We start from the raw sequence: 23903 nt of genomic DNA on the forward strand, positions 1-23903 counted from the left end.
CCCATGGGCTACTTTGTCAGGGCGTCCAACGGCGAGATTTGGTTTAGAAAACGCTCCCAGATTTGCTTGCCGACAGCGTCGAACTCTCTCACAGCCTGGAAAAACGCGTGACGCGCGGTTTCGTCCGTCAGCGGCGCAGGCAACAATGGGTCGAAGACAACCTGACGAATTGCCTCGTCGCCGAGCGTGAAACTCTCCCTTGCTGCAATATCCAGACTGAGCGAAGGGGCCTTTTCTAACCAGTGCATCAGCTTTTCTGTGCGCTCCCAATAAACTGCGGCGGGAAATTCGCCCTCCCACAACGAAGAGGCAGCCTCACGCCAGCCTTGTCCGAGATCGCTGATGGCAAAAACGATTGCCTGTTCATCAAGACCCAGGCCCAAAAGCCGTTTTTCCACCTTCGCTACATCGTCAATCAGGTTATCTGGACGAATGAATAAGCCTTGAGCAAGTTCACGCATGCCCAGCATTGACAACGCCCGTTCACGACTTCGCAGACGCTTGCGGTCACTGCGCGGCAGTCCCCCGGTTGCCGCGGCAATCCATTGGCCGTTCCATGGCCGAAGACGTGCTTCTGCGCGGACCCAGCCCGCAACATCGCGCCCCAAACGCTTGCCTGCAGGCCCGAGGGAATAAACGCCCCGCTCAACAGCTTCAATCAGGTCACGCTGAGCCAGACGGGCCAGCGTTACACGCGCGCTGTTTTCAGTGATGCCGAAAAGCGAACAGGCCCGCAACACAGCCGCAACCGACAGAGTTGCATCACCGTTTACCGCCAGCAGGTTCAAGATCAATCTTCGTGTGTCCATTTTCACATATTACTTGTTTTGACATTTATTGCCATTAGCTGTAATCAAAAAAGCCGCCTATGCACAGGAGGAGACAAAATGCAGCCCGTCAACCGGTTCATGACCCATGAAGTCGAAAACCAGCCCTTTGCCATGGGGTATTACAATGTGTGGGCGACCGACACGGCACTGAAAGAATGCGTAGACCGCGAAGGTGGCGGTTGGGCCGATGAGCAGCTGATGGATTATGGCGAACAGGCTGGCGGTGAACTTGTCGCACTTGGTTTTGATGCCAATGAAAACCCACCGAAGTTGCGCTCTTTTGATCGTTATGGTCGCCGTATTGACGAAGTTGAGTTTCATCCCGCTTACCACGAATTGATGAAGGCCAGCATGAAGGCCGGTGTCAACGGTTTTGCATGGCGCAATGCCAATCGCGCAGGCGCCCATGTGGCGCGGGCCGCACTCATGTATGTCGGCTCCCAGGCCGAACAGGGAACCGGCTGCCCCATATCGATGACCTATGCGAGCATCCCCACTTTGCGTCATGCCAAGCCCGAGATCGCCGACAAATGGATCCCCAAGCTGCTTTCGACACAATATGATCCGCGCAGCATTCCCATGGAGCAGAAGAACGGCTGCACAATCGGGATGGGCATGACCGAAAAGCAAGGCGGATCGGATGTGCGCACCAATACGACCCGCGCGGTCTTGCAAGCTGACGGCTCCTATGAAATCACCGGGCACAAGTGGTTTTTCTCCGCACCGATGTGCGATGCACATCTGGTGCTTGCGCAAACGGATGCCGGACTGGGCTGTTTTCTCGTCCCGCGTTTTCGACCGGACGGATCGCGCAACGCTGTGGAAATTCAGCGCTTGAAGGACAAACTCGGCGATCGCGCAAATGCCTCGTCTGAAGTAGAATTTCTGGGTGCCTATGGTGAACTGATTGGTGAAGAGGGCCGCGGCGTTTCGGCCATCATCGAAATGGTGGGGCTCACCCGACTTGATTGCATGATCGGTTCGTCATCACAAATGCGACAAGCCTTGGTGCAGGCATTGAACCATACAAATCAGCGCGAAGCATTTGGCAAACGCCTCATCAATCAGCCCCTGATGCGCAATGTTCTGGCTGACCTTGCCCTGGAAAGCGAAGCCGCTGTTGCACTCACGATGAGGGTCGCGCGCGCCATCGATTCTGCTCCACGCGACGAGCAGGAAGCCGCCTTTGCCCGCATCGCAACTGCGGTGGGCAAGTTCTGGATATGCAAACGCGCACCCGCCTTTATCAATGAGGCACAGGAGTGTCTGGGTGGCATCGGTTATGTGGAGGAGAATATTCTCCCGCGTCTCTACCGGCAGGCACCGCTCAATTCCATCTGGGAAGGCAGCGGCAACATCCAGTGCCTCGACGTTTTGCGGTCGCTGTCGAAAGAGCCGAAGACCCATGCCGCCCTCTTCGCCGAGCTCCAGAGCGCCAAGGGCAGGAACGCCCGCTATGACGCCGAGCTTCAACGGCTTATGGCCGCCTTTTCTGATATGGAGCAAATCGAATACCGCAGCCGCTATATTGTCGAACGCACGGCACTTGCGCTTCAGGCTTCCCTGCTTCTTAAAACAGAGCACGACGACATTGCAGACGCTTTCTGCGCATCGCGCCTTGGCGGAGAGCACGGCCTCGTGTTCGGCACATTGGGCAAGGAAGCACCGGTCGACAAACTGATCGAACGCGCATTGGTCGTCGCCTGACTACGAATTGCCCTTCAGCCAGTGTTATTGAATCCCTCTTGGGCAGAATTTGGATAATGGAAATGCAGAAACGGCCTGTTATTCGTGTCGAGCGGCAAGATGCGGTCACGACGATCATCATGGATCGTGCCGATTGCCGGAATGCAGTTGATGGGCCGATGGCTCTGGAATTGCGAAAGGCGTTTCGCGACTTCGAAGCGGACGACAGTCAGCGGGTTGCTGTCCTTTGGGGTGAGCACGGCACCTTTTGCGCCGGCGCCGATCTGACCGCAGTGAACGATCCGGCGCGAATGCATGAGCTGGATATGGAGGGCGGCGGCGATGGTCCAATGGGCCCGTCGCGCATGGCTTTGTCAAAGCCGCTCATTGCCGCCGTTGCTGGTTACGCCGTCGCTGGAGGGCTGGAACTTGCCTTGCTTGCAGATATGCGCGTGGCCGAGGAAGGCGCGACCTTTGGCGTCTTCTGCCGCCGATGGGGCGTACCCCTCATTGACGGCGGCACCGTGCGGTTACCACGAATTGTTGGAATGGGACGCGCGCTTGATATGATCCTCACGGGTCGGCCTGTCGGCGCTGATGAGGCCTTTCAGATGGGATTGGTCAACCGTATTGTGCCAAATGGGCAATCGCGCGTTGCTGCAGAAAAGCTCGCGCGGGAAATTGCCGCCTTTCCGCAAGAATGCATGAAGGCCGACCGTCGATCAGCCTATATGCAGTGGGATCTTCCCCTTGCAGAGGCTATCCGTCAGGAGGGACAGCACGGCGCTCCCATCGTCGCGCTTGAGGGCAAGGGCGGTGCCAAGCGCTTTGAAGACGGTGCGGGACGTCACGGACGCCCGGTTGAGTAAAGGGCGTGAGCATGCCCAATGGCGGTACAGCCTCTTAGCGCTCTTGAGAAGGGCGAACCCACCTCGTCCCGCCACACAATAAGAAATTAAGCGTGGTCTCAACTTAGGTTGAGCCCATAAGGGCGCGATATTCCTGGTTTCCCGCAGGCTGCAATTTTCCATGCATTGAATGCTTTGTGGGGTATTGCAACGTTAAAGGGCTTCGCTCCAAGAAGCACGCGGTGGATCTTCGCCTGCTTCGCAAGGCAATTTTGCTGGTGTCCGCACTCTAGCCAAAAGCTTCAATCTCTTTCAGGTATAGAGCGATCGACAGCGTCCTCATCGAGTTCCACGCCCCAGCCCGGTCCGGTCGGTACGTGCGCGAAGCTTTTCTCGTAGGGGATGCTCTCTTTGAGGCCTGCTTGCTTTCTCTAGTGTCTAGCGGACGATTGCACCTTCAGGGCGTGCTCCCGCCACTGATTCCAGTGTCCAGCAATTCGACCAACCGCTCTCGGGCCACTTCACGGCCTCGGCGAAGATTTTTGGAAACCCCTGCCCGGTTTGCGGCAGAGCGGGTCTGTTCCAGCTTGCCAACACCAACCACCTGTTCGATGTGCAGGCGAAAGCCCAGAATGCGTTTCATCATTCGATCAATATCGGCCTGCGGAATACGGTCCATCTGCCAATTCCCGCCGACCCGTGCCTCTGACTGTGCAATGATGTTTTCCATCAAAATCGACATGTCATTGTGATCCTGGACCGGCTCAATTTGCCCGCGCACATGGACCGCCTGATAAATCCAGGTCGGAACGTCCTCATCTTCGACATACCAGGCAGGCGAAACATAGGCCGAGGGACCGTTGAAAACGGCGAGCCCCGGCCTGCCTGCGGAGATATCTGCGGCTTGAGGATTAATCCGGGCGATGTGGCCTATCAGCGTGCTGCAGTCTGTTTCTCCCGTCTCGAAAAAGAGCGGCGTATGTGTCGTCTCTATTATCCCTTCAAGGCCTGGCGTCACAACCAGAGCAAACGGCTCTGCAAGAATCATTTGTCGCGCCGCATGCTCATCCATGCGGTAAGAAGAGGGAACGTAGGGTCGTGTTTTTTCCTGTATCATGGGGCGATCTCCGCGTAGCCTCTGACCGCGACCCGGTGTCCGGCATCCGTTTCAACCAAGCGATACGGCTCGTCTGCACGCAGTGCGTCGAAGTAGTCGACCGTATCGCCTTCGTTGTCCGCCAATTCGGTTTCCGCCAATTGCAATCCATCTTTCCCCTGTTCCAGGCGCGGCGACGCACTGAGCAGTCGGCGGGTATATGGATGACGCGGTTCAGCGAATAGGACGGGTGTCGGTGCCTCTTCCATCAAACGCCCTTTATGTAGAACATAGAGGCGCGCGCAGAGCTGTTCGACAATATGCAGATCGTGGCTGATGAAAAGACAGGCAAAGCCATAGTCGGCCTGCAGGCGCTTGAACAAGGCAAGTATCTGCGCCTGAACCGTAACGTCGAGGGCTGACACCGGCTCGTCTGCGATGATCAGATCCGGCTTGGCGATCAACGCGCGGGCGATGGCAACGCGCTGGCGCTGCCCGCCGGAGAGTGCATGCGGAAAGCGATCCGCCATCTCTGCCGTCAGACCAACCGCCTCCAGCATTTCCTCCACTGCCCTCTGGCGCTCTGACCTCGTTGCACTGCGGTCGTGGCGCAGACCTTCGCGGATGATGCGGCCGATCCGCATACGCGGGTTCAACGAGGAGAATGGGTCCTGAAACACGACACGGATCCGACGCCGCTGGGTTTGTTCTTCGGAGCGGGATAGGCGATCAAGTTCCTGCCCGTCAAAGATCACGCGCCCGCTCACCATTGGGGCGAGGTCACATATCGCTCGTCCGATCGTACTTTTTCCGCTGCCGGATTCTCCGACAAGACCAACGAATTCACCGGGTGCGATCTTCAGCGAGACGTCACGAACCGCGTGGTGAACCTTGCGCCCGAAGAGCCCGAACATCGTCTTTTCACTGAAATCGACACTCAGATTTTCGACCTGCAGCAGCGGTTTTCCTGACGACCCTTCAATCGGGCTTGGAGCGCCGAGCTGTGCGGCGCTGAGCAATTTGCGGGTGTAGGCGTGCTGGGGCTGCGACAGCACCCCGCGAGTGGGGCCGCTTTCCACCAACACGCCCTGCTCCATCACTGCGATCCGGTCGGCATAACGCGCGACAACTGCAAGATCATGGGAAATGAGGATCACTGCGGTCTCGTTTGCCCGGGCCACATCCTGCATGATGTCAAGCACCTCCCGCTGAACAACTGCATCCAGCGCGGTGGTCGGCTCGTCGGCAATCAATAGCTTTGGTTGCAGCATCATAACCGACGCAATCATGATCCGCTGGCGCATGCCGCCCGAGAATTCATGAGGATAGCGGTTCAACAAAGCCTCCGGCCGGTCCAGCCGAACCTGCCGCAGCATATCGATCGCGCGCTCCCGGATCTGCGCCTCGGACAGATCCGTGTGCAGCCGCATTGCCTCAAACATCTGCTCGCCTATCCGCATCGTGGGGTTCAGCGAAGACAAGGGTTCCTGAAAGATCAGGCCAATGGATCGCCCGCGCAATAGACGCAATTCGTCTGGGCTCGACGGTGCGGTGATTTCATGTTCGCCGAAGCCTATCCTGCCCGCTGTCACGCGACCGGGCGCAGGCAAAAGCCCGAGGATCGACCGCCCGATCATACTCTTGCCGCTACCGGATTCCCCGACAATGGCAAGCACTTCGCCCGGCTTCACAGTGAGATTGACCCCCTTCACGACCGCCAACGGGCCAAAGGAAATCTCCAGATTCTCGATTGCCAGAAGATCGGTGGCAGACCCTGTTTCGAGTTCGCTCATGTCAGATCGTCTCCTTGGAGGGGGCGACCCCCGATTTCGGGTCCAACTCATCGCGCAACGCATCGCCAAGGAGGTTCACGCCAAGCAGTGCAAGAGAAATGCAGATCCCAGGCAGCAGACCGAGCAACGGGTATCGTATCAGGTGGGCCTTGGCCTCGGATAGAATATTGCCCCAGCTCGGCTCCGGCGGCGGCACGCCCAGGCCCAGAAAACTCAGCGCGCTCTCTGCGAGAAGAATCCAGCCAAACATCATGGTGGTGAGAACAATCAGGGGCGCAAGACAGTTCGGCAGAATATGAACGACCAATGTGTAGAGGCGCGAATTTCCCATCACTGCTGACGCCTCCACAAATTCGTTCTGGCTTATGGAAAGAACCGATCCGCGCACCACACGCGTGACCGCGGGAAGATATGCGACGGACAGCGCAATGATGACGCCATAGCGGTTCGCCCCCATGACGGCCATCAAACCCAATGCAATCAGAAGACCCGGGAACGCCATCAGCGCATCGAGCACCATGATCAACAAACGATCGAACCAGCCGCGGAAATAGCCTGCGGCCGCACCGAAAAGCGTACCAAGCGCGACAGGGAGCACCAAGGTCGACAACCCGATCGAAACTGAAACCCACGCACCGCGCATGAGGCGCGAGAGCACATCGCGACCAAACATGTCGGTGCCGAACAGGTGCGCCATACTCGGTTCAGCAAAGCGGTTGAGCAGGTCGGACTTGAGTGGATCATAGGGCGTCCAGACTGCGCCGAGACAGGCCGTGAATAACACGATTGCGAGCATCAGGGCACCGATCAGGCCGTTGGCCTTGCTGAGCAGGCGAGCGAAAAAAGTCACGTCAGTCGCACCTTCGGATCAAAGAATGTATAGGCGATATCGATCAGCAGGTTTGTCACCACATAAATCAGTGCGATGAACAGCAAAGCGCCCTGAAGCACCGGATAATCCCGGCCATAGATCGAATCGACGAGAAGCTTGCCCAGCCCGGGCAGCGTAAAGACGGTCTCTGTCACTGCTGCGCCGGCCAGGAGACCCGCCATCGCAATCCCGACCATTGTCAAAGTCGGCGCAAAGGCGTTTGGAAACACGTGCCGCCAGAGTACCTGCCGCTCGGGCAGTCCCTTGGCACGTGCATGGGTAATGTAGTCGCGGTTCATCACCTCAAGGCTCCCGGCCCGCATCATCCGGGTCATGACCGCAATTTCCGACAAGGCAAGCGAGGTCACGGGCAGGATCAGATAAGTGACACCAAGCCCGAAGTCCTGCGACAACGAAACAAACCCCACAGTGGGCAACCAACCCAAAATCGCGCCGAACAGAACCAACAGCATCAGCCCAACCCAGAAGCTTGGCATGGACAGTTTGAGTATGGTCAGCACCACAATGGCATAGTCCGTTCGACTGTTGTGGCGGTGAGCGGCCAGCAAGCCAAGCGGCACGGACACAATCAAAGCAGACGCCATCGCCAGGAGCACGACGGTGGCGGTGACGCTGAACCGATCAAGCAGAAGCGCCCCCACTGGCTGTCCAGTCAGCACCGATATGCCGAGATTGCCGGAAAAAAGCTCTCGCAACCACGCCACGAACTGAACCGGCAGCGGCTGATCCAGCCCGAGCTGCTGACGCATCATTTCCAGCGTGGCTTCGTCGTCTATGTTTCCGCCCAGCATCATGATCGCCGCATCGCCCGGTAGCGCCCGGACGAGGCAGAAGATCATGACGGCCACGATGATGAGTGTCGGGATCGACATCAGCAAGCGACGTACAACAAAAAGGTACATGGCCGTCATCTCCTAGCGTGCGTTGATCAGTTCGAAGTTCTCAACATCCAGCCGCGCAACACGCCTGCACCCCAGTCCTCAAACCCTTCAATACGGTCTGACATGCCGGTAAAGAGCATCCGGTGGCCGAGCCCGATTGCCGGAACCTGCTCGTTAAAACGACGTGACAGTTCGTCGATAATTGCCTGCAGGCGCTCCGGGTCCCGGGTTGTCAGCGATTCCTGAACCAGTGCTATTGCTTCGGGATCCTGCCATGCCTTGCGGACATCATCACCGGTGAACATTTCAAAGCTCAGTCCGGCGTGAAGCCGTGGCGAGAAACTGAACGATTGCATCGTATAGCCCTCACCAGTGCGATAGGCCTCGAGTTGTGTTCCCCACTCGACCACTTCAAGCGTTGCATTGAACCCGGCGTCCATCAGCATCGCCTGCGCCATCAGCGCCCGCTCGTAATAGGCACCATTGCGCCGGGTCGCGAGGATCTTGATCTCTTCACCGTTATAACCAGCCTCTTTCATCAAGGTTTTAGCCAGTTCGACATCATATGCCGGGTACTCGGCCTCCACTTCGGTGAAGTTCTTCGACATCGGAGGCACTGGCGAGGGTGACGCCTTGCCGAACCCTTCCGTAATGGCCGCCATGATCTGGTTGGGGTCGATTGCATGTGCCATCGCCTGACGAATGCGCACATCGGCCAGCACCGGATCATTGGGGTTCAAGAGATAGGTATCCCAGACGGCCGACTGGGTGATATCGACCTTGAACCCTGGCTGGTCTTTAAGTTCGGACGCCGCCATTGCATCAAGTGCGACAAGATCAAGGTCCCCGGCCATCAATGCGGTCTTGGCAACTGCGCCCTCGCTTACGATATCGAAATGCAGCGTGTCGACCTCGGCATGCTTGCCTCCGCCAAGGCCGTTCATCGGCTCATCCCGGCTCACATAGTCGGCAAAGCGGTTGAGCTCCACATAGCGACCGGGAAGGTGCTCACCCATCACATAGGGTCCGGTCCCGATTGGTGCATTCCAGCTACCGTCCGCATTGACGGAGTCAGGGTGCAAAACCCCCATGGAACCACAATCGAACCGCGCTATGGTCGCCAGGAACACGGCATAGGGTCGGTCGAGCTTGATTTCGAAAGTATAGTCGTCGATTGCCTTGGCCGACACAACCTTCAGGCCGTTCTCTCCATTGAAGTAATTCTTGCAGTGGCTCTCTGAGGCTTCGCCTGCCAGCCGGTTCCACGACCACTCGACTTCTTTTGCCGTCATCTCCTCGCCATTGTGAAACTTCACGCCGTGGCGAAGTTTGAACGTATAGGTCAGACCGTCTTCGGACACGTCATAGCTGTCGGCCAGCATGGGTATGACCTCGAAGTTCTTGCCGTAGGTCACCAGCCCTTCAACGAACTGGGCATGAATGATGTCTGTGTTGCCGTCTCGGGTCACGCCGGGATTGGTGCCGCGGATATCGGCATTCAATGCCATGTGAACGACGCTCTGAGCCATGACGGCCCCCGCCGGGGCGCATCCGATCACCGTGGCGGCAAACAGTGTTGCGAAAATTCGAGTGTTCTTTTTCATTTCATGTTCCCTTTTTGGTTGGTTGTTTTTCGATACTGTTCTGCAGCAGCCGCTAAGCGAGGTTGAAAACCGTTGTCTCGGTGTTGGCATAGGGCAATTGGCGAATGCGCATCTCCCTTGCGCCCGCATCCATCAGGACCATCGCGACCGTTGCCGAGAGATAGGCATTGGTTTCGCCTTCGTTGCCTTGCGGCGAACGGATGATCCCTCGCGGCGCGCCGAAGCGGTCGTCCAGCGCCTTGGCCAAGGTGTCGAGCGTATGATTGGAGCCGCCCCGTTCGATCAGCGCACGCAGACGACGATCCCTGAAGAGCGTGTCCGCACCGCGAGCGATGCCCAAATCCGTTTCGCGAACACGCGCCGCCGGGCAGGTAAAATGATTGGCATGTGTCAGGCAGCCGCCCTCCGGCGCTTGCCAGTAGATCTGAGCAGGTGTCGTTTCGAAGTTGAGGCAGTCGCCGCTCTGAGCGCAACTGACCGTCATGTTGTTCGAGACCGTACGTGGCAGACGGTGTAGTTCAGTCAGCGCCCGCGAATAACCGCCTGCCTCCAACACGCGACGTCGTATTACCGAAAGTGGAACCCCGAAGGGAGCCTTTCCATCCTGTGCGCAAACGAGGTTGTTTCCAGTAATCGCAACACCTTCAGAGTTAAATCCGGCGCGGGCGAGCCCACCAGCTTCGACAAAAGTCAGCACGTCCGGCCCGCCATTACCCCGGATCTTGAGGACCACGGTACTCTCGGCACAGTCTGGCAGCCAGTCCCAGTTCTGGACGTGCAGCAATCGTCCGTCTTGCGTCATCTCCGGCAGAACCACGGCTGCAGTGCAGCCGTCGTCCAATTTGGATGTGTCCTTTGGCCGCTGCGCATGAAGATTGATGATCTCACTGCGGCCATTGATAACGAGAACTTCCTCAAGCAACACACCCGCGCCTTCCGCGATACCGGCGAGCTCTTCCATGGCGTCAGGCACTTTGCCAACCAGGCTCTCACGCAATTCCGCAGCATAGGCAAGAACGCTGTCCCAACTCAGCCGGTGCTCTTCGAAGAGTGATCGGTAGACGCCAAGGCCATGGCGCAATTGCGTGTCCGCGGCTCGCCCATAGGCCTGCCCGCGCGCACGCGGCGTGCCTTCAAGCTCGATCAGTTTGGGGACGGCAACCATCAGCGGACGCCCGGCGTTGGAAGCTTGTCGCGCACCACGTCAGTGAAAAAGCGTTCGACATAGGGAAACACACCGCGCATGTCGTGCGGAACGCCGGGCGCGATGTCATGCCAAACATCAATACCACGCGCGACAAGTGACTCCCTCAGGCTGTGAAGCCGTTCGTTGCGGTCTTTGCCTGCACTGTTGGCACCAGGAATGAAGCGCGGCGAATCCTCGGGAAAGGTAATCTCCCAGCTCTCGAGATCCTGAGCACCAACCGACATATGGACTTTGACCTGCTTCAACGCGTCAAAGTCGATACCTCGTCCGAACACTTCGGAAAAATTGCGGATGCCGGGCCACCAGTCCATCGTTTCGTCCAGCAACGTGACCGAACCCGGCGCACCAATCGAAACAGCCTTGAGCCGCTCGGGGTGCAAATAAAGAAACCGGTGGGTAAAGTGTCCGCCGCCAGAGAAACCGAACAGCATGAACTTCTCGAAACTGCGCTTCAGCAGTTCGCCCGCCTCCTTGACCATCGCGAGCAGAACCTCGTCATACCGGATGTCGCCCTCGATCATGTACTTGTAGCCGCTGCCATCCATGTTGCCGCGCACCCCGACAGGGAAGAGCGGTGCCAGGATCACGCAGTTGTTAAAACGGCCAAACCCAGAGAACGCGTCACGGTAGAGAGATTGCAGGCGCATCGTGCCATGCACCGCGACGAGGAGATCCAATTCCCGCTCCGGCTCGTCCCAGGCGCTTTCGGGTATGTAAAGCGTGTAGCAGAAACGCGGATCCGCCTTGCAGGCGATGATTGTCGTGTCCCCGGTCAGATAAAGCGACTTTAGTCTTTCCTCAGGACTATCCCCTACTCTTGGCAACATTCCACCGATCTCCATTCATTGATTTTGGGTGACTATAGGAGCAAGAAATGTTGGCGTCAAAATGTTTTTACAAATTGGCGCCAATTTCGTATACCATATTGTAAGATGCCCTCGAGATGTGTAAATTGACGACAAAACAGCCGGATACGACCTCAATGAACGAAGCACAGCTAGAGATCAGCACTGAAAAACAATCCCCTGACGAAATCTCGCAGCGGATCGTCACCGACATCAACAAGGGTGTCCTGAGCCCAGGGGAATGGCTCAAACAGATTGATTTGGAAAAGCGTTACGGCAGCACCCGGATCAAGGTCCGCAGTGCGCTGACCAACCTGCATTCCAAGCGACTGGTCGAGCATATTCCCAATCGTGGATACCGTGTACCCCTGCCCGATCCTGTGCGGCTCCGTCAGGTTGGCGAAGTCAGGGCAATGCTTGAATGCCAAGCCGCCGCCGATGTCATCAAATATGCCACCGAGGCAGATATCGCCGAGCTGCGCGGCTATGCCGAAGCATTCAAGCGGGCTGCATACCATGGTTCTTCATTTGAACAGATCGAGGCCAATCAGGCCTTTCACTTCAAGTTCTACAGTTTTTGCCGCAACGATGTGCTGCGAGAACTGATGCTGGATCTGCGCCAGCGCGGACCGGCCGCGCCCATTGGACAATGGCAGACGATGTTTCAGCTTCAACAGGCCACACAAGGCCATTTCGACCTCGTAGACGCCATAGAGAAGCGCGATCTCGGCCTGCTGCAGGCCACAGTCACCAACCACATCAGAGGAAGCGGCAACGGATCGGAAGCAAGCGAATGACAATGCATCCTGACCTGTCCCGACTGCTGGAACGTAATCGCGCTTCCGGCGGCCCGCCTCTGCAGGACATGGACCTGGCTGATGCGCGCCAAGCGATGCGCGACATGTTCCTGGCGAATGGCTACCCCCTCCGCCATGCAGCCAGAGTCGAGCACATCTCTTCAGCCTCAACCGGCGCCCATTTCGACGCGACCATCTATCGTCCCGAACATGTCGAGGGGCCGCTGCCTGCAATCGTCTACTTCCATGGTGGTGGTTTCGTTTTGGGCGACGCTGAAACCTATGACGCCCATTCCCGTGCGCTGGCGCATCTACTGGAGGCGGCGGTTGTCTTCGTAGGCTACCGGCTAGCCCCGGAACACCCGTTCCCCGCAGCTATTGAGGACGCGCACGCTGTCATCGAGTGGCTCAGCCGTTCTGCCTGCGAACTGGGCATAGACCCGGCCCTCATCGCGTTGATGGGCGAAAGCGCTGGCGGCAATCTCGCAGTCAACGCCGCCCTCCATGCCGGGCGAACGGGTGTGCTAAAGCTGCGCGCGGCAACGTTGATCTACCCGGTCGCTGATGCCCGCCCCTTTGCCAGCGGCGGACAGACGGACCGCTATCCCTCCCTCTCGCGCTACGCCCAAGGCACCAATCTCGAGCATGCGGAAATGCAATGGTTCATGGTAAACTACCTGCCAAACAGCGCCGATGCCCAACGACCCGAGAACGTGCTGGAACTGCACCCGGATCTGGCCCTTATGCCACCCACCCGAATCATCACCGCTGAATGCGATCCGCTACGCGACATGGGTCTTCAATTCGCCAATACGTTGATGGAGGCAGGCGTAACGACACGTGCAGAATGCCTTCCCGGAATGCTGCATAGTTTCATGTGCCACGGCGGAATATCAGGCCGAGCGCTGAGGCACTTCTTTCGCATTGTGGAAATGCTGGCTGGCGATCTCAACCGCTGAACGCACCCCGCTTGTGCGGATTTCCTGAACAAAAAACCAAGAAGACAAAATCATGACCCAGGACGCTACCACCGCCGAAGAGCTCGGGCTGATGCAAGGATTTCCGCCACCGCCAGACAAGCAGGTCACACTCCAAAACGGCTTCTGGACGCCACCATATAACCGCTGGGCCTATCAGAATATGCGCCGTTTGATGCCAAGCGCGCCCATTCGATGCCCGGCCAGTCCAACGCCAATGAACGTCATGCCCGACCCGAGGATCGAGGCGTTGGAGATTCACAGACCAGACGGTTCCCTCTCCGATTTTCAGAGTTTCCTTCGCGAGACGTACACCGACAGTCTGGTTGTCGTTTCTGGCGATATGATTGTACATGAAAGCTATCTGAACGGGATGTCGGCCCAGACGCCGCACCAGATGATGTCATGCACCAAGTCACTTGCAGGCCTCTTTGCACTCATCGCCATCGAAGAGGGGCAGATGAGCCCAACAGATACGATAGGCTCACTTCTGCCGGACGTCACTTTCAGACCCGGTGTGGGCGAGGCCACGCTGGGGCAGCTTCTGGACATGACCAATTCGATCCGTTTCGATGAGGATTACGCAGACCCGGGGTCGCACATCCATGATTACGCGCGGATCGTTGGAATCGGGCTTGGCAATGGTGACGCGCCGAAGGCGAAGACGATACAGGAATACCTGTGCACGCTTTCGACCGAAGAAGAGGCAAAGCATGGCCAGCGATTCCACTACCAGAGTCCGAAGACTGATTTGCTGAACTGGATCACGTCGCGCGTCACCGGCAAGAGCTATACCCAACTCGCCGAGGAACTGTTGTGGCAACCATTGGGCGCTGAAGGCGAGGCGTATGTCCTGCTTGATCCCGCCGGTACCGAAATTGCTGCCGGCGGGCTGAATGCGACGCCGCATGATCTGGCCCGCTTTGCCGCGATGATTGCCTCTCGGGGCGCATGGAAGGGACGGCAGGTGATACCCGCCAATGTGATTGATCTGATCTGCAAGGGTGGATCGCCCTCGGCATTCCTGTCCGGGCCGAACGCTTCGCCACCGATGAACGACGGTCACTGGAGCTACCGCGCGCAATGGTGGGTAAGGCGCACACCCGGTCATAAGGCGATAACCGCGCAGGGCATCTTCGGCCAATGGCTTTATTGCGACACGAACCGGCAGATCGCCATCGTCAAGCAGAGCTCCCCTCCCTTTGCGACAGGTGCCGATTTTGACGTTTACACGATAAACGCCTTCGATGAGATCATCCGCGCACTCGCTCCATAGGATGGGGAGCGAGGGTGCAAATTGTGAGATGGCTTCAAAAAGAACGCCAGTGCGAACATCCATCGTCACACAATCGTTTCCGGCAAGCTTGCGAAAAGACGCTCTGGCGAACGGAATCCCGATGCAAGCGAAATAACAAAAGGAGAAAATGGAATGCTGGAGCATTGGACGAGTGTCTTGCATCGACATTGGGGGATTGATGCGACTTTGCACCGGCTAAGCCAGGAAGACGACCTGAGCTTTCTGGCAGACACGGCGGATGGTCAAAATTACATCTTGAAAGTGATGCGCCCCGGCTGTGAAATCGCGTTGGTGGATATGCAGATCCGCGCCCTGCGCCACATCGCAAAGCAGGCTCCGCAACTCTCGACTCCAGAACCCCGCGCTACGCTCGATGGTCGTGAAGTGGTTCAGGTGCCTGACGAAAACGGAAAGAGCAGGCTGGTATGGGTGCAGGCCGTCGTCTCAGGACGGTGCTTTCATAAAGCGAGCCCCAAGTCACTTGAACGCATCGAAGATCTTGGACGCGTATTGGGGGCGACAGACAAGTCGCTGTCGGGGTTTACAGATCCCAGATTGGGTGCCGATTTGAAAGGAAACCTGACACAGGCCGACTGGATTGCGGGCGAACTCGAAGCCAATACAAATCCTTCTCACAAAGCGCTGATCGGCGATATCGCGTCACAGCTTCGCGCCGTTGCTGAGAACGTGAAATCCCTTGAGTCCCAGGCAATTTACCATTGTGCAAACGACTTCAACCTTCTGACTTCGGGTTCATTGTTGCAGCCGGACAAGGTTTCGAGCCTCGTTTGCCTGGGCAATTTGGGTTTGTCGCCGCGGGTCTGCAGCCTGATTGCAGCGGCGGCCTGCATTGTTCTGGACCACCCCGCGCCCGAAGCAGCATTGGCCGCACTGGTTGCCGGTTATCACGCCGCCTACCCGCTAAAGACACAAGAATTGAACCTGGTCTGGCCTTTGCTGCAGGCGCATCTTGCGCTGAGCATCGTAACCGCCACGCCAAATTCGGCGGATAGTGACGACACCCCATCCGCAACGGCGTCAGCCTGGCATTTTTTGGAAGGCAACAATGTGCATGGAGGGCTGTTGGCCGCCCGCCTTCGCGCCATGTGCAATCTGCCTGTTGTGGAAGGCGCAGACCGGGTCATGGCGTGGCTGGAAAGGGAGCGAGGCAATTTCTCTCCCCTCATGGGTGAGGATCTGGCAGAGGCGCCGATGGGGTCGCTCTCGGTTGAACGCTCCACCTGGCCCCAGAACCCCTTCCATCTGCCGCTCGAAGAAGCTGCAAGAATTGGCGAAGAATTTGAAGACAACGGCCGCATCTGGCTTGGACATTATTACGAGCCACGGCTGATTTATGCGGAACCGGCATTTCGCAAAGGGCCGTGGAAGGCCAGCAACCGGCGCACAGTGCATTTGGCAATTGACGCCTTTGCCCCTGCCGGGACCCCTATGTTTGCGCCCCTGCGCGGCGAAGTCTTTGTCGCGGAATATCGGAGCGGACATCTGGATTACGGCGGGGTCATCATCCTGCGTCATGAAACGCCTGAGGGCGATTCATTTTATACGCTCTATGGTCATCTGAGCCCTGAGTTCCTGGATCGGCTAAAACCCGGCGATATTGTTGAAAAAGGGGAGCAATTCTGCCTGCTGGGAGATCCCTCGCAGAACGGTGGATGGGCACCCCACGTCCATTTCCAATTGGCACTGACAACTGACGGAATTGAAGCCGATTGGCCGGGCGTTGGTGATCCCGACGAGATGTATCTGTGGAGTGCCATCTGCCCGAACCCGGCTGTTCTGTTGAACCTCCCGGATGAAAAAGTGCGCTACCGACCAACCGACAAGAGCCGGGTTCTGGCCGAGCGCGAAGCCCATTTCGGCGGCAGTCTACGCTCTGCAGAGACCGATCCGGTGATGTTGGTGAGAGGCTGGAGGCACCATGTATTCGACGAGTGGGGCCGTCCCTATCTGGACGTCGGCGATAATGCACCCGTCATAGGCCACGCACATCCGCGCATCCAGGCGGCAGCGGCCGACCAATTGAAAAGGATAGACGCTACCAGCCGCTACGTGCATCCGGCGCAAACTGCCTTTGCGTCCAGGCTGCTTTCAAAACTGCCGGACAGGCTTGAGATCTGCTTTACGGTTGGTTCAGGCCCTGAGGCTCACCAACTCGCCCTGCTTCTAGCCCGGGCTCATACCGGCGCGACAGGGGTGATTACAGCGCTGCTCGATCCGGCAATCAAAACCCTGCAGGGCAAAGGTCATCGGCTCGCGAGCTTTGTTGCCGAAGCCTTCCCCTTGCCTGGAAGACACATGCCAGAGGTCTACGCGAAAGTCCGTGCCGCAGGTGGTCTTTATATCGCCGATGAAAGTCAAACCGGCCTTGGCCGTCTTGGGGATCATTATTTCGGCTTTGAGGATCAGGGCGTCATTCCAGACATCGTTCTGATGGACGACCTCTTGGGCAACGGCCACTCGATGGGTGTTGTGGTGACAACAAAAGAAATTGCCGCGAGCTTTGCCAAGGGTTCCGATTTCAGATCTTGCTTGCAGGGTTCAACGTTGGAATACCGGACCTGCACGGAACTGTTGGATATCATCGACGATGAAGGCCTGCAGGAAAATGCCAGATTGATGGGAAGCCGATTGTCACAGGGGCTCAAGCAGATTGGCACTGAGTTCAACTGTGTCGGCCATATCAGTTGCAAAGGACTGCTGGCCAAAATCGAATTGATCAAAGGCGATGGTCGTGCCGCCACGGACATTTGCAGCTACATCTTAAGCCGTCTGCGGGATTATCGCGTCTTGATGGGACGCACAGGAGCAAAAAAGAATCTCCTTGCAATCCGCCCGCCGATGACAATCGAGGCAGACGATGTGGAGATGATTTTGCACTTACTACCGCTTGTGCTGCGTGAGATTGAACCCTGAAGACGATAGGCGGTTCGCAAAAAGCTGCTCAGTCCAAACCCCTCTAGCGCCGAAACCGCGTCGAGAGGATGACGGATGACTGGGTTCTTGCGACCCCATCCAGTTCCCCGATAACGTCGATTATGCGGTCCAATTCGCTGACCGACTGGCCCGCGACCTCGACGATAAGGTCGAAGTTGCCACTGACCGAATGAACGGCCGAAACGCCCGCAATCGCCTGCAGGCCGTGGACAACCGCACCCAGGGCCTTCTCCTTCAGCACGATCATGACGTGGGCGCGCACCAAACTGTTTTGGAAATCATCAGACAGTCGGACCGAGTATCCCGCAATCACCCCTTCATCGCAGAGCCGGTCAATTCTTGTTTGAACGGTGGTGCGGGCCACACCGAGGCGTCGGGCGATCTCCGCCACCGGCATCCGCGCATCTTCGGATAAAACCATCAGAAGCTCGCGATCTTTCGCTGTAACCGTCATTTTGCTCTCTTTATACGTCGATCTGATTATTTTTTGTCTCCATTTATGAAGAAACGCCACTACGAATCAACACCTCATTTTGTGATCCTACGCCGAAATGCAAACCATCAGCAGGAGTAAGGTATGAAGAAGATTGCGGTTTTAGGTCTTGGAAAAGTTGGCACGCTCGCAGCCGAACTGCTGAACGAGAGTGGTTTTGAAGTGATCGGCCTCGACAGTGCAAAACCCTCGGGCAGCCATGCTTTCACCGTGGAACAGGTCGATGTTTCGGATCACGATGCCCTCAGCCGTGAATTGAAGACCGTGGACAGCGTGCTGTCCTGCCTGCCGTATCACCTCAATGTTGGCGTCGCGACAGTCGCCCATGCGGTCGGCATTCATTACTTCGATTTGACCGAGGATGTCCCCACAACCAAGGCTGTTATCGAGCTTTCAAAGACCTCCAAAGGGCTCATGGCACCGCAATGCGGCCTTGCCCCCGGCTTTGTCGGCATTGTCGGTGCCGACCTGATTTCACGGTTTGATGAATGCCGCTCCTGCAAAATGCGCGTTGGCGCGCTTCCCCAGCACCCTACCGGCCTGATGGGCTATTCGTTCAACTGGTCGCCGGCGGGTGTCGTCAACGAATATCTCAACGACTGCGAAGTCCTGGAAGACGGCAAGATAAAGTGGGTCTCGCCCATGGAATGGGTTGAAAAACAGGTGATCGGCGGCACCGAGCTTGAGGCATTCACCACGTCTGGCGGGCTGGGCACGATGTGCGAAACCTACAAGGACAAGGTCCCGAACATGGATTACAAAACCATGCGCTATCCGGGTCATGTCGAACTGATGAATTTCTTTTTCCATGAACTTTTGATGCGCGAGGACCGCGCAAAGGCAGAAGAGATCCTCGTCAACGCAAAGCCGCCCGTTAGCGATGATGTCGTCTATGTTCATGTCTCGGCCGAGGGTAAAATCAACGGCAAACTGGCCCGGGAAGAATTCGTACGCGCCTATTATCCGCTTGAGCTTGCAGGACGCCCACGCCCCGCCATCGCCTGGACAACAGCCAGTTCAGTTGTTGCGGTGATCGAAATGGTGCGGGATGGAAAGCTGCCCGACCGTGGATTTCTCAAGCAGGAGGACATTCCACTGGAAGCGCTTCTTTCCTCAACCACTGGCGCAGCCTTCAAGGGCGGATGCGTGTAGGACAAAACAAACGCCCGGATGACCGCCCGATCGGTCATCCGATTGCGAACATCAGCGGACGGCTGACCTGTTTTCTGAGCCAGTTCGCAAATGGCGTTGCCAGCGGCTTGGCTTGGCCTGCCGGGGTCACAATGCAATAATTGCGGACAAAAGAATCTGGTAGAACTGAAATCTGGCGCAAGGTACCAGACTGTATTTTTGGCTCGGTCTGGCCGCAGATGTGGCTATCGCTGGACGCAGTTATCCAGCGAGTGCTGCAAATCGTTGAAGGGCCGATTGGCCAACTGTTGGAAGTTGGCCTTTCCTCGAATGATCAACAGGCACACCCCGTTCACCCAACATCTGTTCAAGATCGTGGTCGCTGACGCCATAACCGCGATACGAGTGAACCGCTCATAAAATCACCTCGCTCTGAAAATGACCCCACTGAAGGCGTCAACAATATCGCTTGACTAACATGTTACATGTAACATACAAGGCCCCAACGGGATGAGGAGATTGATGAGCATGGAGAAGGCTCTTCGCATTGAGCAACAGCCGCCACTCACCACTTTGGTGACCGAGCGTTTGAAGCAAGCAATCATTGATGGTGAGTTTCAGCTCGGAGAGAACGTGTCAGAAGACCGTCTCGCGGCTCTTTTCGGTGTCAGCCGCAGTCCGGTGAAAGAAGCGCTCAAGGCGCTGGAATTTGCGGGACTTGTCGAAATCCGCCCCAAACGCGGCACTTTCATCTTCGATCCATCCATTGAGGATGTTGCCGAGCTTTGCAGCTTTCGTCTGATGATCGAAACCCAGGCTTGTCGTATGGCAATGCGCAATGCGCGAGACCCATTCCTCACGGAGCTGTCAGGCGTTGTTGACCGGATGCGCGATGCGCTGGAAGCGCGCAATGATCTCGATTACTCACGCGCCGACAATGACTATCATATCTCCTTTTTCAATCATTGTGGCAACAAGCTGGTGCAGGATGCCTATCAGCTCGCCGAAGCCCGTATTGCAACAATCAGAACAATCCTGACGGCACCCAACAAGGTTCAGCGCGAGCTGAGCTTTTCCGAACATTGCATGATGCTTGACGCTCTCAAGGTCGATGACTGGCATCGTTTCGATGCGCTGATGGATGAGCATATCGGGCGCACCATGCGCGGTGTCACCAGCATCCTTTCTTCCAATCAGAATGATAGCAACCAATGACCAAGCAAGCTGATTATCTTAGAGGGCTGCTTTCGGCAGGTCCCATTGTTGCGGCTCCCGGTGCGCCGGATCCGTTGACTGCGCGCCTTGTTGAACAGGCAGGATTTCCTGCAATCTACATGACGGGTTTCGGTGCCACCGCCACGCGGCTGGGCCAGCCCGACATCGGTCTGCTGACGCAGACGGAGATGGCCGAACATGCCCGCAACATGGTTCGGGCTACCTCCATACCGGTGATAGCCGATGCCGATACCGGTTATGGCGGTCCCTCCAACATCAAGCGTACGGTTGAAGAATATATTCAGGCTGGCGTGGCCGCATTGCATCTCGAAGATCAGGTTGCGCCAAAGCGGTGCGGGCAACTTGCCGGTATCAAGCTGATGGATGCTGCTGAATCGGCCCTGCGATTGAAAGCAGCCATTGCTGCGCGTGAAGACGATTCCCTTGTCATTATCGGACGCACCGACGCAATGCCCGCGCTTGGGGCTGATGAAGCAATTGACCGCGCAAAGCGCTATCAGGATGCAGGCGTTGATCTCGTGTTTGTCGATGGGATCAAGAAAATATCCGAAGTCGAGGCTGTGGCGCGCGAAATCGCCGGGCCGAAGGTGGTGTCGATTGTCGATGGAAATGAAACCACCGCGCTGAAAGCCTCCGACCTGGAGGAAATGGGCTTTTCGGTTGTCTTCTATGCTGTCACCACACTCTTTGCAGCCGCGCGCGCAAGTGCGGAAGCATTGAGGCATCTCAAAAAAAACGGCAGCCCTGCCGGCGGGCCGGCGGCCATGTCATATGCGGACTTTTCCGATGTCGTGGGACTAGCGCAGCATCAGGACCTGGATGAGAGTTACGGCGCATGAGCAACGCGTGTGTTCTCATTACAGGCGCTGCGCGTGGCATTGGCCTCGCCATTGCGAAAGCCGTTGTTCATACAGGCAATCGCGCCATTCTTTGGGATGTCGACGCCAGCGCACTGCAGGAAAGAGCCAGCGAACTTGGGTCGCTCTCATGCTTCGCAAATGCGGACATTTCAGACCCCGATTCTATAGACGAGGCCACACGCGCGCTCCCTTCCGGCTGGGCACCCACGCACCTCGTCAACAATGCAGGCGTGCTGGGCCAGAAGATGGCGCTGGATGCAATCGATCCCGGCGAAATCGACAGGGTGCTTTCAATCAATGTCAAAGGGCTGATGCTTTCAACGCAAGCGTTCCTGAAAACGCGCAGGGCGCATGCAAATGCTGCCATCGTCAACATGTCATCGATTGCCGGCTTCAACGGCGGTGCTCCCGGCCATGCGGTCTATGGGGCGACCAAAGGTGCGGTGTTGGCTTTGACACGGGCAATGGCGCGCGATCTTGCCCCGGAAATTCGGGTCAATGCCATCGCTCCAGGCATTATCGAGACGGATATGCAGAAAGGCGTTTTCGCTGATGACAGCGCCATGCGCCAGCTTGCTGACACAATACCGCAAAAGCGGATTGGAACGGCTGCGGATGTTGCCGAAACGGCATGCCATCTGCTGTTCGGTGCGTCTTACGTCACTGGCGAAATCATCAGAGTTGCGGGAGGACGGATTTGAAACGCGCAATTGATCTCTTTTTCCAGGGGCTGGAATGGCTTCTGGCGCTGTTGCTTGCCGGGATGACGATCATGGTCTTCGGCAATGTGGTCCTGCGTTATGGCTTTCGTTCGGGCATCGACGTTTCGGAAGAGCTGTCGCGCTTCTTTTTTGTCTGGCTGATCTTTCTCGGCGCCATCGTTGCCATGCGGCGCAACATGCATATGGGCTTTGATCTGGTGCTTCATGTTGTTGGCCCCAATACCCAGCGTATGCTGCTGACAATTGCCAATGTGCTGATTTTGGGCGTCTGCATGATCGTCCTTTCAGGTTCCCTGATGCAGTTTCACATCAATGCGACAAACCACGCACCGGTAACCGGGCTTTCCATGGGTTGGGTGTTCGGTGTTGCAATTCCAATGAGTACACTTGTCGGGATCATGGCTGCCATACGTGCGGTCGGATATGCGACAGGACGTCTTTCAGGCGTTCCGGAAAACGAAGCGGGGTTCAGCGAATGACCCTCCTCATTTTCATCGGCACGCTTGCAGCAACACTCATGACGGGCGTTCCGGTTGCCTTTGCATTGCTCATTTGTGCGGCTGCCATGGGCTATGCACTCGGTCTTTTCGACCCCCAAATTATCACGCAACGCATGATCGTTGGGGCAAACAGCTTTCCGCTCTTGGCTATTCCATTCTTTCTTCTTGCAGGGGAATTGATGAATGCAGGCGGCATGTCGCGCCGCATCATCAGGTTCGCCATGGCATTTGTTGGCCATTTGCGCGGCGGACTGGGTGTCGTCGCGATTTTCGCGGCGGTCATCCTGGCGAGCCTTTCTGGTTCGGCGGCGGCTGACACTGCTGCGTTGATCTCCATCCTTCTGCCGATGATGCGCGAGTCCGGTCATGATGAGGCGCGTGCTGTTGGTCTCATGGCGTCAGGCGGCGTTATCGCGCCCATCATCCCGCCGTCCATTGCCTACATCATCTTCGGTGTGGCAACCGACCTTTCCATTTCGCAGCTATTTATGGCTGGCATCGTTCCCGGCGTATTGATGGGTGTCGGCGCTTTGACGGCCTGGATCATTGTGGCACGACGCGAAAACGTTGCCGCCCTGCCCCGCCAAGGCTGGCGGGAGCGGGCAAAAGTCACCCGCTCGGCAATTTGGTCACTCGGCATGCCCGTCATCATCCTGGGCGGTATAAGGTTTGGTATCGTGACACCAACCGAGGCCGCAGTTATCGCCGCCGTTTACGCCATCTTTGTTGGCATGGTCATTCACCGAGAACTCTCGGTCAGGCAACTTTTTGAAGCATTCCGCAGTGCAGCCCTCACCACCGCAGTTGTCATGATGCTGGCCGCTGCAGCGCTTGCTACAGGATGGTTCATTTCCGTCGCAGATCTTTCGGGCATCGTGCTTGATCTCGTCAGACCGCTGGCTGAACACCCCACTCTGCTTCTGCTCGTCGTGATGGCAGTGGTTCTGATTATCGGCACCATGCTCGACATGGGCCCCACGATCCTGATCCTTGCCCCGGTTCTGCTTCCTGTCGTGACCAAAGCAGGCATCGATCCGATCTATTTCGGCGTGCTCTTTGTGATCAACACCGCCATCGGATTGGTCACGCCACCCGTCGGCATAGTTCTGTCGGTGTCGGCAGGAGTGTCAAACGTGCCGCTTCATAGGGTCGCCAAGGGGGCGGCGCCATTCATCTTAGCGCAGGTCATTGTCCTGCTGTTGCTCGTGCTCTTTCCGCAGCTTGTGCTTGGACCATTGCAGTGGCTGCGCTGA

21 protein-coding genes and 1 pseudogene are annotated in these 23903 nt (G+C 57.1%); 12 read left to right on the forward strand and 10 right to left on the reverse strand.

Translation table 11 applies throughout. From position 1 onward, the window contains the following. Positions 1-8: 8 nt before the first annotated feature. Complete coding sequence (locus NHF56_RS16735) at positions 9-788, reverse strand: PaaX family transcriptional regulator C-terminal domain-containing protein (protein ID WP_252806638.1); 780 nt, start codon at positions 786-788, stop codon at positions 9-11. Between the two features lie 99 nt (positions 789-887). Between NHF56_RS16735 and NHF56_RS16740 the strand changes: the two genes are divergently transcribed. Together NHF56_RS16740 and NHF56_RS16745 are read left to right on the forward strand one after the other, a co-directional pair. Next, positions 888-2537 carry an isovaleryl-CoA dehydrogenase gene (locus NHF56_RS16740; protein WP_252806639.1) on the forward strand — a complete coding sequence of 550 codons (1650 nt, stop codon included), beginning with the start codon at positions 888-890 and terminating at the stop codon, positions 2535-2537. Between the two features lie 62 nt (positions 2538-2599). Continuing rightward, positions 2600-3385, forward strand: a complete 786-nt coding sequence (locus tag NHF56_RS16745; RefSeq protein ID WP_252806641.1) for a crotonase/enoyl-CoA hydratase family protein — start codon at positions 2600-2602, stop codon at positions 3383-3385. A gap of 436 nt (positions 3386-3821) precedes the next feature. Here the strand turns inward: NHF56_RS16745 and NHF56_RS16750 are convergent, their stop codons facing one another. Genes NHF56_RS16750 through NHF56_RS16780 form a run of 7 tightly spaced genes read right to left on the reverse strand, consistent with a single transcriptional unit; the run spans position 3822 to position 11664 of the window. After that, positions 3822-4481, reverse strand: a complete 660-nt coding sequence (locus NHF56_RS16750) for an FMN-binding negative transcriptional regulator (RefSeq protein ID WP_252806643.1) — start codon at positions 4479-4481, stop codon at positions 3822-3824. Then, positions 4478-6253 carry an ABC transporter ATP-binding protein gene (locus NHF56_RS16755; RefSeq protein WP_252806645.1) on the reverse strand — a complete coding sequence of 592 codons (1776 nt, stop codon included), beginning with the start codon at positions 6251-6253 and terminating at the stop codon, positions 4478-4480. The genes NHF56_RS16750 and NHF56_RS16755 overlap by 4 nt, the downstream gene beginning before the upstream one ends. A 1-nt stretch (position 6254) precedes the next feature. Next, entirely contained in the window at positions 6255-7049 is a 795-nt protein-coding gene (locus NHF56_RS16760) for an ABC transporter permease (RefSeq protein WP_252806784.1), read from the reverse strand. A 50-nt stretch (positions 7050-7099) separates the two neighbouring features. Beyond that, positions 7100-8047 carry an ABC transporter permease gene (locus NHF56_RS16765; protein ID WP_252806648.1) on the reverse strand — a complete coding sequence of 316 codons (948 nt, stop codon included), beginning with the start codon at positions 8045-8047 and terminating at the stop codon, positions 7100-7102. A gap of 26 nt (positions 8048-8073) precedes the next feature. Then, positions 8074-9630: an ABC transporter substrate-binding protein gene (locus NHF56_RS16770; protein ID WP_252806650.1), complete on the reverse strand. Its 1557-nt coding sequence runs from the start codon at positions 9628-9630 to the stop codon at positions 8074-8076. Positions 9631-9682: 52 nt separating this feature from the next. Further along, positions 9683-10795, reverse strand: coding sequence for a C45 family peptidase (locus NHF56_RS16775; RefSeq protein WP_252806652.1), 1113 nt, complete (start codon positions 10793-10795; stop codon positions 9683-9685). Further along, complete coding sequence (locus NHF56_RS16780) at positions 10795-11664, reverse strand: alpha/beta fold hydrolase (RefSeq protein WP_252806654.1); 870 nt, start codon at positions 11662-11664, stop codon at positions 10795-10797. The genes NHF56_RS16775 and NHF56_RS16780 overlap by 1 nt, the downstream gene beginning before the upstream one ends. A gap of 155 nt (positions 11665-11819) precedes the next feature. Between NHF56_RS16780 and NHF56_RS16785 the strand changes: the two genes are divergently transcribed. From NHF56_RS16785 to NHF56_RS16800, 4 genes are all read left to right on the forward strand, one after another. Next, on the forward strand, positions 11820-12479 hold the full coding sequence (locus tag NHF56_RS16785; protein ID WP_252806656.1) for a GntR family transcriptional regulator: 660 nt from the start codon (positions 11820-11822) through the stop codon (positions 12477-12479). Then, the gene (locus NHF56_RS16790; RefSeq protein WP_252806658.1) at positions 12476-13438 is read left to right on the forward strand and encodes an alpha/beta hydrolase; all 963 of its coding nucleotides are present in this window, start codon (positions 12476-12478) and stop codon (positions 13436-13438) included. Before NHF56_RS16785 ends, NHF56_RS16790 begins: the two co-directional genes overlap by 4 nt. Before the next feature lie 52 nt (positions 13439-13490). Beyond that, complete coding sequence (locus NHF56_RS16795) at positions 13491-14732, forward strand: serine hydrolase (protein WP_252806660.1); 1242 nt, start codon at positions 13491-13493, stop codon at positions 14730-14732. 153 nt (positions 14733-14885) lie between these two features. Next, positions 14886-17687 carry an aminotransferase class III-fold pyridoxal phosphate-dependent enzyme gene (locus tag NHF56_RS16800; RefSeq protein WP_252806662.1) on the forward strand — a complete coding sequence of 934 codons (2802 nt, stop codon included), beginning with the start codon at positions 14886-14888 and terminating at the stop codon, positions 17685-17687. A 43-nt stretch (positions 17688-17730) separates the two neighbouring features. Here the strand turns inward: NHF56_RS16800 and NHF56_RS16805 are convergent, their stop codons facing one another. Then, positions 17731-18162, reverse strand: a complete 432-nt coding sequence (locus NHF56_RS16805; protein ID WP_252806664.1) for an Lrp/AsnC family transcriptional regulator — start codon at positions 18160-18162, stop codon at positions 17731-17733. Positions 18163-18285: 123 nt separating this feature from the next. On the opposite strand from NHF56_RS16805, the gene NHF56_RS16810 reads away from it, so the two are divergent. After that, on the forward strand, positions 18286-19353 hold the full coding sequence (locus NHF56_RS16810; RefSeq protein WP_252806668.1) for a saccharopine dehydrogenase C-terminal domain-containing protein: 1068 nt from the start codon (positions 18286-18288) through the stop codon (positions 19351-19353). A 306-nt stretch (positions 19354-19659) separates the two neighbouring features. Here NHF56_RS16810 and NHF56_RS16815 read toward each other — a convergent pair. Further along, positions 19660-19758, reverse strand: a pseudogene (locus NHF56_RS16815) (IS6 family transposase); the annotation flags it as partial. A gap of 102 nt (positions 19759-19860) precedes the next feature. Between NHF56_RS16815 and NHF56_RS16820 the strand changes: the two are divergent. The 5 genes from NHF56_RS16820 to NHF56_RS16840 are packed head-to-tail and all read left to right on the forward strand — an operon-like array spanning position 19861 to position 23903. Beyond that, complete coding sequence (locus tag NHF56_RS16820; protein WP_252806669.1) at positions 19861-20547, forward strand: GntR family transcriptional regulator; 687 nt, start codon at positions 19861-19863, stop codon at positions 20545-20547. Then, the gene (locus tag NHF56_RS16825; RefSeq protein ID WP_252806670.1) at positions 20544-21407 is read left to right on the forward strand and encodes an oxaloacetate decarboxylase; all 864 of its coding nucleotides are present in this window, start codon (positions 20544-20546) and stop codon (positions 21405-21407) included. The genes NHF56_RS16820 and NHF56_RS16825 overlap by 4 nt, the downstream gene beginning before the upstream one ends. Next, positions 21404-22129, forward strand: a complete 726-nt coding sequence (locus tag NHF56_RS16830) for an SDR family NAD(P)-dependent oxidoreductase (RefSeq protein WP_252806672.1) — start codon at positions 21404-21406, stop codon at positions 22127-22129. Before NHF56_RS16825 ends, NHF56_RS16830 begins: the two co-directional genes overlap by 4 nt. After that, positions 22126-22629 (forward strand): TRAP transporter small permease, encoded by a 504-nt coding sequence (locus NHF56_RS16835; protein WP_252806674.1) that lies wholly within the window; start codon positions 22126-22128, stop codon positions 22627-22629. Before NHF56_RS16830 ends, NHF56_RS16835 begins: the two co-directional genes overlap by 4 nt. Then, on the forward strand, positions 22626-23903 hold the full coding sequence (locus NHF56_RS16840) for a TRAP transporter large permease (RefSeq protein ID WP_252806676.1): 1278 nt from the start codon (positions 22626-22628) through the stop codon (positions 23901-23903). The genes NHF56_RS16835 and NHF56_RS16840 overlap by 4 nt, the downstream gene beginning before the upstream one ends.

Source organism: Rhizobium sp. L1K21, assembly GCF_024055895.1.
GTDB lineage: Bacteria > Pseudomonadota > Alphaproteobacteria > Rhizobiales > Rhizobiaceae > Ensifer_A.